The 12,096-nt window shown below is 42.7% G+C and carries 14 protein-coding genes, 1 tRNA gene and 1 pseudogene; 10 read left to right on the top strand and 6 right to left on the bottom strand.

The annotated features are described in order from the left end of the window. The first annotated feature begins 10 nt into the window (after positions 1-10). Complete coding sequence (locus BLV90_RS07775) at positions 11-400, top strand: globin domain-containing protein (protein WP_091738815.1); 390 nt, start codon at positions 11-13, stop codon at positions 398-400. Positions 401-883: 483 nt separating this feature from the next. On the opposite strand, the gene BLV90_RS07770 is transcribed toward BLV90_RS07775, so the two are convergent. Next, positions 884-1,258, bottom strand: a complete 375-nt coding sequence (locus tag BLV90_RS07770) for an S-Ena type endospore appendage (RefSeq protein ID WP_091738812.1) — start codon at positions 1,256-1,258, stop codon at positions 884-886. A 90-nt stretch (positions 1,259-1,348) separates the two neighbouring features. On the opposite strand from BLV90_RS07770, the gene BLV90_RS07765 reads away from it, so the two are divergent. Further along, complete coding sequence (locus BLV90_RS07765; RefSeq protein ID WP_091738809.1) at positions 1,349-1,702, top strand: DUF3992 domain-containing protein; 354 nt, start codon at positions 1,349-1,351, stop codon at positions 1,700-1,702. A gap of 383 nt (positions 1,703-2,085) precedes the next feature. Here the strand turns inward: BLV90_RS07765 and BLV90_RS07760 are convergent, their stop codons facing one another. Beyond that, entirely contained in the window at positions 2,086-2,460 is a 375-nt protein-coding gene (locus BLV90_RS07760) for an S-Ena type endospore appendage (RefSeq protein WP_091738806.1), read from the bottom strand. Here BLV90_RS07760 and BLV90_RS16830 point away from each other — a divergent pair. Together BLV90_RS16830 and BLV90_RS07750 are read left to right on the top strand one after the other, a co-directional pair. Beyond that, a complete protein-coding gene (locus tag BLV90_RS16830) occupies positions 2,415-2,765 on the top strand; it encodes an S-Ena type endospore appendage (protein WP_425433870.1) in 351 nt (116 codons plus the stop codon). The two genes, BLV90_RS07760 and BLV90_RS16830, sit on opposite strands and share 46 nt — an antisense overlap. A gap of 616 nt (positions 2,766-3,381) precedes the next feature. Next, on the top strand, positions 3,382-3,942 hold the full coding sequence (locus BLV90_RS07750) for a methylated-DNA--[protein]-cysteine S-methyltransferase (RefSeq protein WP_091738800.1): 561 nt from the start codon (positions 3,382-3,384) through the stop codon (positions 3,940-3,942). A gap of 166 nt (positions 3,943-4,108) precedes the next feature. On the opposite strand, the gene BLV90_RS07745 is transcribed toward BLV90_RS07750, so the two are convergent. Continuing rightward, positions 4,109-4,182: transfer RNA gene (locus tag BLV90_RS07745), tRNA-Cys, on the bottom strand. A gap of 26 nt (positions 4,183-4,208) precedes the next feature. Next, the gene (locus BLV90_RS07740; protein ID WP_091738797.1) at positions 4,209-4,862 is read right to left on the bottom strand and encodes a hypothetical protein; all 654 of its coding nucleotides are present in this window, start codon (positions 4,860-4,862) and stop codon (positions 4,209-4,211) included. A gap of 243 nt (positions 4,863-5,105) precedes the next feature. On the opposite strand from BLV90_RS07740, the gene BLV90_RS07735 reads away from it, so the two are divergent. From BLV90_RS07735 to BLV90_RS07715, 6 genes and pseudogenes are all read left to right on the top strand, one after another. Then, positions 5,106-6,389: a helix-turn-helix domain-containing protein gene (locus BLV90_RS07735; RefSeq protein ID WP_091738794.1), complete on the top strand. Its 1,284-nt coding sequence runs from the start codon at positions 5,106-5,108 to the stop codon at positions 6,387-6,389. Between the two features lie 169 nt (positions 6,390-6,558). Beyond that, positions 6,559-6,699 (top strand): hypothetical protein, encoded by a 141-nt coding sequence (locus tag BLV90_RS16205; RefSeq protein ID WP_177167950.1) that lies wholly within the window; start codon positions 6,559-6,561, stop codon positions 6,697-6,699. A gap of 88 nt (positions 6,700-6,787) precedes the next feature. Beyond that, positions 6,788-7,468, top strand: a pseudogene (locus BLV90_RS07730) (ABC transporter ATP-binding protein); the annotation flags it as partial. A gap of 218 nt (positions 7,469-7,686) precedes the next feature. Then, positions 7,687-8,514 carry an ABC transporter permease gene (locus BLV90_RS07725; protein ID WP_143035018.1) on the top strand — a complete coding sequence of 276 codons (828 nt, stop codon included), beginning with the start codon at positions 7,687-7,689 and terminating at the stop codon, positions 8,512-8,514. A 13-nt stretch (positions 8,515-8,527) separates the two neighbouring features. Further along, positions 8,528-9,298, top strand: coding sequence for an ABC transporter permease (locus tag BLV90_RS07720; protein ID WP_091738785.1), 771 nt, complete (start codon positions 8,528-8,530; stop codon positions 9,296-9,298). A 55-nt stretch (positions 9,299-9,353) separates the two neighbouring features. Next, on the top strand, positions 9,354-9,824 hold the full coding sequence (locus tag BLV90_RS07715) for a winged helix-turn-helix domain-containing protein (protein ID WP_091738918.1): 471 nt from the start codon (positions 9,354-9,356) through the stop codon (positions 9,822-9,824). Positions 9,825-10,064: 240 nt separating this feature from the next. On the opposite strand, the gene BLV90_RS07710 is transcribed toward BLV90_RS07715, so the two are convergent. Beyond that, positions 10,065-10,697, bottom strand: coding sequence for a flavoprotein (locus tag BLV90_RS07710; protein WP_091738782.1), 633 nt, complete (start codon positions 10,695-10,697; stop codon positions 10,065-10,067). A gap of 29 nt (positions 10,698-10,726) precedes the next feature. After that, positions 10,727-12,094, bottom strand: coding sequence for a lanthionine synthetase C family protein (locus tag BLV90_RS07705; protein ID WP_091738779.1), 1,368 nt, complete (start codon positions 12,092-12,094; stop codon positions 10,727-10,729). Positions 12,095-12,096 lie beyond the last annotated feature (2 nt).

Genomic DNA, 12,096 nt, shown 5'->3' with positions numbered 1-12,096 from the left:
GGAAGAATCCATGTCCGAACCCATCTCTCTCTATGAACGAATGGGCGGAGATTCTACAATTCGTCAAATCGTAGAATCCTTCTACCCACGGGTGCAACAAGATCCACTACTTGCCCCCCTCTTCCCTGAAGATATCGCAGAAACCATTGAAAAACAACGGCTCTTCCTGACACAATTTTTTGGGGGACCTCCATTATATAGTCAGATTCATGGCCATCCTCGCCTCCGTGCACGTCATATGCCCTTTCCTATCACACCCCATCATGCTGAAGCATGGCTGCGCAATATGGATGCGGCCCTCGATGATGTGGGGATTTCAGGCTCCTTGCGAGAAGAAATGTGGAGTCGGCTCACCTCCACAGCAGTCCATATGGTTAACCGTCTACCTGAAGAGAGGTAAGATTTCCATAAATAACCACCAATCACTTACAATAGAGGAATCCAAAGCGTCTCCTTTATCTCGCTTCAACTAATCAAGGATTTTTAATTGGCGATCAGAAAAAAGGCCTCAAACCCTTATATATTAAAGATTTGAGGCCTTTTTCATGCAGACAAATCGCCGTTGATCTGTTTCCATAGGTTCGACAAGGAACCCATTACCTGGTCCGGCAATATGAATGAATTAGGTGGTTGTGGGGGGAGTAGTCTGCTCATCCCCCCTTTGCCATTCGTTCTCCCTTCAAACCGTAGCACAGTTAGCTGGTACGAAAGTTTGGAGACACCCGAGGTACATAACTCCGAGTGAGCATGATCACCGCAAAGCAGGAGAAAGCATATTGTCTTCTCCATATTTAGGTTTTAACCCTTATTCTCAAACCCGAGCAGATTCCATCACCACGTAAGAACTAGTGAGTGGTGCATATGGCTGATTGATAGCCCTGCACTAGAAGATATTACGATATAGAGTGATAGAATACTTCCCTGTAATACGTTGTCCACCAGCAATAGCATGAATATTAACTGCATTTACACTCAGTAGGGTGAAACTTTTCGTTGTTCCAGCGGCAATTTCGCTAGCGGGAGGCGTTAATATTATGAGTCCAGCTGGAGTCACAACTTCTACCACCACAGGAAAGGAAGTCGTGTCAGCATAGACATTCAAGGTCATCACATAAAACGGTCCAGGGGTTGAACCGCTACTGGTATAGCTTTTCCAAACGGTATTATCTGTGCCAAGATCTGTAGAGAAATTACCACATATTTCTTCTTGAAACCTAGTCGGATCCGGACAGGTTGCACGTGATGAACAACAAGACATCTTGAATTCCTCCTTAAATTTTAACAAACCGGATAGTACAAAAGAAAAGGAGCTATAAAACATTGTGCGAATTTGGTCAGGTGATCAGAGATGAATTGTGAATTTGGCCAGGTGATCAGAGATGAATTTTGTGGCAAAATTTACATTTCTGGAGAAAATGAAAGCGATCATGAGATCCTTTGGGAATCCTCGTTGATTACCCCTCCGACAGGAACGATCAGTGTTTACAATGAGAGAACGAGTAGCGACTTTTTGACCTTTCGGATTATGCACATGAAAAATCAAAAAACCCTTTCGGTCTCCCCTGGAAACTCGCGTTCTTTTACTTCTTCTGGATTGCAGAGTTTCCAACTAGTAAACATCCGTGCGGTTACAGGGATGTCTCAAGGAACCTACAGCTTGACCATTCACTATGAATTTTTCTTGGAACCTTGCAATGATTAGTAGAGAGATAATTTATTCTATGAAAATATTTAAACTTTGTTCGGGCAAAATGATAGGATAGTAACCAAATTACCTTTTCCATTAACGGAGTTGGATGGCACTATTTTTGTCGGTATTACCAAGGTAAGAGCTGATATGATTATTCTCTCTGGGCTATGTAACAGGATGGAGGCCAAGGGGTTAAGGATCTTTAATTGGCGATCAGAAAAAAGGCCTCAAACCCTTAATACATAAGGGTTTGAGGCCTTTTTCATGCAAACAAATCGGCCGTTGATCTGTTTCCATCAGGTTCGACAAGGAACCTATAACCTGATTCGGCAAGCAGATTCCATCACCACAAAGGATCTAGTAAGTGGTGCATATGGCTGATTGATAGCCCTGCACTAGAAGATACTACGATATAGAGTGATAGAATACTTCCCTGTAATAAGTTGACCAGCAGTAATATCATGAATATTAACTGTATTTACACTCAGTAGGGTGAAACTTTTCGTTGTTCCAGCGGTAACTTCGGTACCGGGAGGCGTTAATATTATGGGTCCAGCTGGAGTCACAACTTCCACCACCACAGGGAGGGAAGTCGTGTCAGCATAGACACTCAGGGTCATCGCATAAAACGGTCCAGGACTTGAACCACTACTGGTATAGCTTTTCCAAACGGTATTATCTGCGGCAAGAATAGTAGAGAAATTACCACATATCGCTTCTTGAAATGAAGTCGGATCCGGACAGGTTGCACGTGATGAACAACAAGACATCATTACTTCCTCCTTTAATTTTATCAAACCGGAAAGTACAAAAGAAAAGGGGCTATAAAACATTGTACGAATTTGGTCAGGTGATCAAAGATGAGAGAACAAGTAGCGACTTTGTAACCTTTCGGATTATGCACATGAAAAATCAAAAAACCCCTTCGGTCTCCCCCGGAAACTCGCGTTCTTTTACTTCTTCTGGATTGCAGAGTTTCCAACTTGTAAACATCCGTACGGCTACAGGGATTTCTCAAGGGACCTACAGCTTGACCATTCACTATGAATTTTTCTTGGAGCCTTGCAATGATTAGTAGAGAGCTAATCTATTCTATGAAAATACTTAAACTTTGTTCGGGCAAACTGGTAGATCAGTTAAACAAATGATAGATTGCGAAGGAGAAAACCTAGCCCTTCAGGTTAGGATGAAAGTAAGCGTCGAATGAGGGAGGGGTGTTTTCCCCTCCCTTAAGTTCAACCACCCCCGTATATAATTGGATATAAGGGAGGAATTCAGTATGTACATGAAGGGCCAAAAACAAAAAAAGTACCTTCCTCTGGTACAATGAGGCACGGTTTCAGAAAAAATTTGGCGACCTTTCTTCCGTGGAATAACGAGAAAAGATCGCCGCTTAAATAAGGTTCTTTTTCTATTGTCTACTTGACGGGGTCAAGACCATGGGGAGGGTGGTTTCTATTCTTTTTTCTAACCATTAGGTGCGCTATTTATTGTATTATTATTTTATTGATGGTCACTTACTCTAAGTTTTCGTGCACGGAATAAATATATAGTTGAGCTAATGATCTGAATAAATATGACTATCAAAACGAAATAAATAAAGTATTCAGGTTTTATTAACTTCTAAAATCGCTACCAAAATAATGCCAGCAGTGAAACTTTAGATCTCTTGAAATGGAGGAAACTAACCGATGAGACTAACCAGAACCTCTGTATACTGGCATTCCTTCATCCATCCAATCTTTCAAAACCGCCCCCTTTATCTCGCTTCAACTGATCAAGGATTATGCCGCATTACTTGGCCTACAGAATCCTTAGAAACCCTACGTACTTGGGTAAAAAAGCAAATCCCTGATGCCACCCTGATCGAAAGCAAAAAACCACTCAATGCTGTCATCGCCCAATTAGAAGAGTACTTTGCAGGCAACCGGGAATCCTTTACTCTCCCCTATGATTTATTCGGTACCTCTTTCCAGACCTCGGTATGGAACGCCTTGGCACAGATTCCCTACGGTGAAACCCGAAGCTACTCGGATATCGCCAACACTGTTGGTAATCCCAAGGCTGTACGTGCTGTAGGGACTGCCAATGGGGCCAACCCCATCCCAATCGTCATACCCTGTCATCGTGTCATCGGCAAAAGTACCGCTCTCACAGGGTTTCGTGGGGGGTTAAAAGTAAAAGAAGAGTTGCTTCAACTGGAAGGATTCCACGACTATACCAAAAAAGGACATGCACGATTTCAATTTTGACATCTCGTTGAAGCAGATCCCCCTCCCGAATGATCCTGTGCCCAATAATGTTACTTGCAGAGAAACTCTTCACTTTGTCAGAGAATGATTAGACCTCGATTTTGTTCACGCCAGGCTAGGCAAAAAAGTACCTTCCCCGTTAACGGAGAAGGTACTTTTTTATCTTTGGAGGTAGCACCCGGATTTGAACCGGGGATCAAGGTTTTGCAGACCTTTGCCTTACCACTTGGCTATGCTACCAAGGATCGGAGGATCTATCTCCTCCCCTAATTTAGTGGGTATTGCGGTTGAATCCAATGGGTGATCAAAATCGGTGATAGGAAAAAGTCAGAGGGTTGTGGCTTCTTGAGGCCACTCGCTAAAGTGGGCACTAAACAAGTCTCCTTTAATCCTCCATGCAGTTGAATTAATTGAGAGAATGATTTCACAGCTGTTTGGATCTCCACAACCACATCATCCCAGCTTACTATTTCATCAATATTCACCAAGGCATATCCCAATGCCACCGCAGACTGGATGTTATTGGTTTGCAAAAAAGATTGAACCTTTTCTTCCACTTCACTATCCATCTCTCTCAAAAACTCAAATCGTTCCTCATTCTTATCATATCTATAAAATCCTGGGAAATAAAAGCCGCTAATCTGACTCTCATTGAGTATAATTAAAATGGGTAACAAATTGTTAAACGTTAGCCCCTGATTGTAAAATGATTCGTAGATCATTTGCGCAAAGGTATTTTTATGAATGAGGTACGAACTATCTTGAACTTTATCTGTATCCTGCCCTTTCTCAATGAGAAACGAAACATTTTTCCCTCTCTTTTCACGCATATTTACCTGAAAAAGTGGCTTTTGTTGAGCTAAGCTAATTTGTTTCAGCCCCTCACTCATCCACGATAATGCTGGGTCGATATCCATCATGGTAAATCCCTCCCTTCTTTTGTCTTTAGATTACACCCCTCACCTAGTTCAATACAATTTGTAAAGTTGCACTAAAAAAATACCATGTGGATACCACTTTCACCGATTTAAATTAACAAAAATACATTTCTTCACCAACTTTTTATCTTCCAATCTATCACTAAGTTACACATTTTGTCCGTATATTGATATAATAGTTTTGGATATGTTTTCATATATAAAACATAGGAGAGGACCAACATCATGGAGATTGGTGAAAAAATACGACAACTTCGCATACATAAAAAAATGACCCAGGGACAACTAGTAGATGGAATCTCCTCGATTACCTATCTAAGCCGAATAGAAAACGGAAATATAAAGCCTTCTCAAGCATTTATACAATCCATCGCACCACGTCTAGGGGTACAAATAGAAGATCTATGGGGGAACAATGAAGAAAGTATAAATAGAAGAATTATCACGATAGCAAAAGAATTTCGCAAGAAGCAAATTCTTACTGAAGAGGAATTATCTTTTCTATCATTACAAGCCAACGAGATTCACTCACTAGAGATATATTTGAATATATACACAACTTTAATAGATTACTACTTAAAATCAAACGAAGATATAGATGGAGCATGGCGAACCTATCAACTAGCTACTAAGTTTATTCCACGCGAATTGAATGAGTCTTTATTGAAGGAATTCTACTATTACTATGTAGTTTGCGGAAACCTGTTTTATTTTAGACAGGATTTCTTTATGGCAAATCAATTTTACTCTTCTGCTGAACAGTTTGTGGAATTGTTTAACGATCCAGTAGAAGAAGCACGGCTATCTTATAATTTAAGTCTAGTCAAAGATGAAATTATAGAAGACAAAACGGTTTGCATCTTTTATGCTCAAAAGGCTTATAATCTTTACAGTGAACAGCAATATGAGCAGGGCATCATAAACAGCTTGATTATATTAGGAATACAACATCACTTACATCAAAACGATGAAAAAGCCCTTACTTATCTTCATCAAGCCATGGAGCTTATATCATCTAAGGACAAGCTCTCACAGGCTTACGTGGAATACAACCTAGGTCAGGTCTATGCTGGTAAAGAGGACGAGGAGAAAGCGATTCAACACTATCTTACAAGCCTCGAATTATACGATCAAATCCCTAGCAATCACCGCAAAATCTACCCTTATCTTCGTCTCATCGAACTCTTCACACGTAAAAAGGATTGGAACCTTGTCGAAGACTACCTCCAACAAGCTCTCTCATTAGTAGATCCAGAAAAAGCCTCATTGATGCATCTAAAATTTCTATCTATTAAAGCCAACACCTATCGCTTACGAGACAATGAATTGCGATACGAAAAGGACATGCATAAAATTATCCAGTTAAGTATTCAAAAGAACCAATTAAAATTAGTGGCTACTTTTGCTAGTGAATTAGCAAATCACTACTATGAGAAGAGAGCATATAAAAAGGCAGCAGATTATTTTGTAACCGCAGAAAATTACACTAAAAAAATGAATTTATCTTAATTCGGTGAATACAGGCACTTCTCACCGTCTTTTTTTGTTTAAATTTAATGATAATTCCAGTAAGAAACCCCTCATAAAAATCATCCTATTTTACTTATTATATTGAACCTCTCTTAAGCTGTATTCTTAATTCAAGACAAACGCACTTCAAAATGTAGGAGGATTAATCATGAAAAAGTCAATCATCGTTATTGCCATGTTCTCCATTCTAACTCTAGGAATTCTTATTGGTAATAAAACGATATCCAACCACTACGCTGGTACAGTAATTGATAATCCATCAGGCACTGAGAGACCTGGCCCCAGCTAAATCTCTGGATATCAGAAACGTACAATAACAAATCTTTTTATTAAACATAATAAAAGAAATGCATTACAGATTTATAAGGAGTGATCAAATGTTCGTTTTAGAAGCTAAAAACGTGTCCAAGAAAGTTGGCTCACGTACGCTAATTAACAACATGTCCTTCGGTGTTGAAAAAGGTCAAATCTGTGGGTTTCTTGGTCCCAACGGTGCTGGTAAAACAACACTGATTCGCCTTTTAACTGGATTGATTCAACCAACCAAAGGCGAGCTCGCGATTAATGGAATTTGTGTCACCAAGGATCGCACTAAGGCATTGATGAATCTGGGTGCGATCGTAGAATCTCCAATCTTCTTCCCTTATTTAACGGGTAAAAAAGCGCTGCTCAACTTGGCTCGATTGCACCCACAGTTGCCACGGACACAACGTAAGGCAAAAGTAAAAGAAGTATTGGAGAAGGTAAGCCTCACTCATGCCGCGGATCAAAAGGTGGGCACCTACTCTCTCGGGATGAAACAACGCCTGGGTATCGCCCAAGCTCTTCTCGGTGACCCTTCCGTCATTATTCTTGACGAACCTGCGAATGGACTTGATCCGATGGGTATGCGGGAATTGCGTAGCCTTATCTTACAACTACGCGAAGAAACCGGGATCAGCTTCTTTATCTCTAGTCATCTATTGGATGAATTGCAACAACTATGTGATCACCTTGTTGTTATTAAACAGGGCAAGCTCGTCTGGCAAGGGGAGCTCGGGGATATTTCTGGCACACCGCTCTTCGCTTATACTCTCTCTCCTGTAGATAAAGCCCAGAAACTGATTCAACAAAGCTACCCCGTACAGCGAATTTCAAAGAATCAACTCAATGTGGAAATCAGTGAGGATGAGATCGGTGAACTCAACAAGGTTTTGATTGAAAATGAGATTCAAGTCCTCAGCGTTGAGAAAAAACAGAAGCGTCTAGAAGACGCCTTCATCGAGATGGTGTCCTCATGATGTCCCTGATTGCAAGTGAGTGGGGGCGATTGTGGAGTCGAAAAGTAACATGGCTCCTTTTTGCGCTTCTGCCCATTCTCATGTTGGTCACTGGTAACTATTATCATGGAAAAAATGATGGCATTGCACCAGGAAGCCCAGGTTATACCACTTGGGATAACTTCCCAGTCATGGCTCTCTCAGACCAGCTCATGACCGTATTTAATATGATCTTACTCCTTCTTTTCGTTTTCTCCATTACAGAGGAGTATCGTACAGGTCAGCTACGGATGGTGATGATTCGCTCCTATTCCTTTACTCAGCTATTGGTTGCCAAATGGATCACCATCATGAGTATCATGGTACTCTTTCACGGCCTCTACTTTCTTCTCAGTTATGGCGTAGGCGGTTTGTTCTTTGACACTTCACCACATCTTTATTTCGCCTACTATCAAGACCCTATAGGTGGTGGCCCTGCTCTCACCTACACGATTCGCTACTATGCTCTCGCCTTCTTAACCTTAGTAGCCGTCTCCTGGCTGATCACGTTCTTTGCTGTCGTCAGTCAATCAACCACCACAGCCATTGGTGTCACATTAGGGTTTCTGCTCATTTCCTTTGGATATCCTCAGATTTTACAAACCTTCACCAAAGGACTCAACCCGCCCCTTGATGCCAAATGGTATTTTATTTCTCTCACTCAGATCCAAACGGAAGGGATCGCATTGGCCCTGGGACAAACATCCAAGTTACTCAACTTTAATGCAGGTGTCCTTTTCATCTACGCCTTCGCCTTCGGGACTGCCGCGTATCTTTTCTTCACCAAAAAGGACCGCTTTATCTAAAGGAGGCTGACATATGAAAGAGCTTTTTCTTAGCGAATGGGAACGTATCTGGGCACGAAAAAAGACAATCGTAAGCCTCATCATCTATGTGGCATTATTAGGATTATTCGCTACTTGGCTTCATCGGGGCGGAATTGGCTTTTATACGCCAAAATTAGAAACCTCCCTCAATGCTCTTAACTTTCCAACCTTTCTCTTAAAAGAGACTGGCTTTATCCTCGCCTTGATTATGCTCCCCATGTTTTTTGTGGATAGCTTTAATGGGGAGTATAGCTCAGGAGCTTATCGCCTCATTTTGATCCGTCCCCATTCTCGGGGAAAACTATTACTTGCCAAATGGCTTTCGATGGCCGCTGTTGTTGCGATTTTTCTTAGCATAGCCTTTATCTTTAGCCATATCCTAGGCCAGATTCTCTACTCTGCACCTAACTCGATCACCTTTTATCCAGATGGTGATTCTTACTCGGCAGCTGGGGCCTTCGGTTATAGCCTTCTCTACTATCTCACTTTTTTCGCCATCTACCTTGCCCTGTTGGGAATTGCTAGCTTGATTAGCTCCTTTCTTCCCAATACGATTCTATCTTTCTTCTTAATCCTTGCTACACTACTGGCTACATTTTACACCCCAGATAGCTATCACTATTTCATCCTCAACGGGGAAGCTGCTTTCCGCGTTCTCAACGGAACTGACACAACAACCTTTATCAGCTCTGTGCTAGGAATCATCGTTGGAACGTTTATCCTCGTCTATACCTACTGGAAACGTCGCAACTGGACCATGTAATCGATTCTACCCTATTGAAATTCACATCCATGGGAGGTGGCAGACTGTGAGTGACATGATCATCTTGGCAGAAAACCTTCATCACTTCCCTATTTGCGAAGAGATTTCAAAGAGATCGGGTGTAAAGCCCATCTTCATTCAATCACGGCAACATTTCGAAGCATTGCTTCATCTCTTAAGGGAAGGTGATTCCACTCCTGTTACATCCAAGGGGGAATGGATTGAACTAGCCCCAGACGTTCGGTTTGACCATCGTCGACACCTTATCCACCGTCATGGAAAAGTATATCCCTTATCCAGTACAGAGTATAAAATTATGCAATCTCTATCTTCTCAGTTAGGAACTCCATGCCCAACGATGGAACTAATTGATGCAGTTTGGGGCATTCATGGTCATGTCGGATTAGATAGTCTTTACGTCTATATCCGTCGATTACGCGAGAAGATCGAAGACAACCCTAGTCGCCCCCAATTGCTCATCACCCACCACGGATTTGGGTATGAACTTCGATCACTAGTATCCTGAACAAATTTCAACTTATCCTAGCTAATCACAATAATAAGGTTAAAGGGCTGTTCTCTCGCACAAGGTTGTGCAAGGGAACAACCCTTTTCTTGTTGAAATAGCACTTAGGTAACTTCCTTCGATAGATGGGCCCTGATTGATCGCTTCGTCACATACACCACATACACACTTCAAATTAAAGAGAGAGCAATTTAAGCTCCCTCCTCAACTATCTTTTTGAAAATCTACGACTCTACAATCTTACGCACTGTGAATCGATGGATTACTAGGCGATTTCGTCGCTGATTGTGCAGGTTCTACTAGTTTCCCCCGCGTCTGAGCCACCTGGATGAGATCACGAAGCACTTGATCCGATGGCGGTAATAACAGGTTGGGACGAACACTGCGGGAGGCGATCTCATAAGCATTGGTACGGATGGGTTGAATAATGGTATGGCCATCTTCTTCTATGGTTTGGACATTTCGTTGAACTGCTTTTTTATCCCACATCAACAAATTCATGTTTGGATACAGAATAAGCGGCTGTGGGGATGCTAAAGCGGTGGAGGTTAACAAGTTGGTAGCCAGTCCATTGGCTACTAGACCAATCACATTGGCCGTTGCTGGCAAAATAATAAAAAGATCGGACCATCTAGCCAATTCGACATGGCTGATAGGCTCTTTCCCCATGGAGGGAGCATATACCTCATCTGCGAACAACGATACCGTAAAGGGTGGAATCATCTGTTCTGCTGAGTATGTCATGATGACTCGTACCTGATCAAAATAGGAGCGAAACATAGCGAGATACGGTGGCAAACCAGCCACCGCGATCGATCCTGTCATCCCTACCAGCAGTTTCTTATCCGCGAGTACTTGGGTAGGAACTTGCATTTTTCATCCTCCTTCTAGCTACCTTTCTGTTAGTGGAGTAACAAGGAACGGCTCCACCCACTTCCTTTTCCTTTCACACAAGAGAGCAGAGATAGGGCAACCCCTACGGCACCCTCTAGCAAGCCCACTTTATCTAAACCCCGGTACCCAATCGGCTGGGGCTCTAAATCTTTATATCCAAAGGGGGAGTCCGGATTAAAATCTTTTAATTGCCGATGGAGCAAGTAATCCCGTTGGATTTGTAAGGTACGATCATTACTATCCCAGTACATCTGCCCTGTCATCTCCAAGAGACCAGCTGTTCCATGACAAATGGTAGGAGAGTCAATATCCCACAAGATTTCGGGACGTTTAAAGATGGATTGATAGGCCAACACACTGGTCTCTTTTAATCCTTCATCCTGCAATGCTTTTCCCGCAAAATAGAGTGCCCGTGCCACTCCTGGAGTTCCATAACACCATGCTTCACGATGCCGATGGGTTAAGCGAGCCCCCTCAACTTCTTCCTCCCAAGCAACGCGATCATACCAATAGGAACCATAGGCATCTTCTTGCTTCCACTGCAGGAGCCACTGTGTCATGCGCTGAATCGCCTCTACCTGGCCCTTTACCTCGACGCCCTGAAGCTTTGCTAAGGATAATAGGGCGAGAGGACCCGGAATACCATGGGCGAGACCACAGTTAAAGTTCCCTTTTGCAAAGGATTGACGGTCATGCTCTGTAAATTGAGCATGCTGGGGGATCCACCACCCTGGAACCGTTTGTCGCTCCACAACAATAGGTTTGGATAATTCAACCAAATCAAGTAGGATCTCATCCAGTAACTCCCTCAACTCCGGTTGATCCTTCTGGATGAGCAGATATCTACCTACTCCGGTAATTCCGACGATGATGTCGTACCATTGAGCGAGCACTCCTTTTTCCTTTGAGCGTCTCTCTCTTTCAATCCTTAATTGTTTTCGTAATGACTCGGCAATCTGGGTGTGGAGTTGTTCCAATAAACGGCCATAACGCTCACCTTCTCGGGAAGCACTCCAGGTGGCAAAGGCAACACCTGTAATCCCCCCAAACAAAGAAATGCTCTGAAAACCCTCCGCTTCCAAATACCTTTGCATGGCTACTAAATGCTGATGGGCTACCTGATCCCAACCTGCTTGAGGGTCAAACCTATCTAACTCCCCATACAATAGCGCCGTACCTGGGTAACCGTGGGAGAGGGATAATTCTCCCCATGGATGAGCTTTGGCCTGACTGGAAACGTTGTTCGGATGAAGAGCTACTTTCCGAATGTACTCTGGATTACGCAAACGATCTGCAATCACACCCAGTACCTGCTCGGCATTTTTTCGTAACGTCACTTTTCTGCTCGTTGGTAACTCTCGCACAGTTGTCGCCATGT

The sequence above is a fragment of the Marininema mesophilum genome (assembly GCF_900106775.1).
Lineage (GTDB): Bacteria > Bacillota > Bacilli > Thermoactinomycetales > DSM-45169 > Marininema > Marininema mesophilum.
Note: the sequence above shows the minus strand (reverse complement) of the source record. Positions and strands in the feature narration are given on the sequence as shown.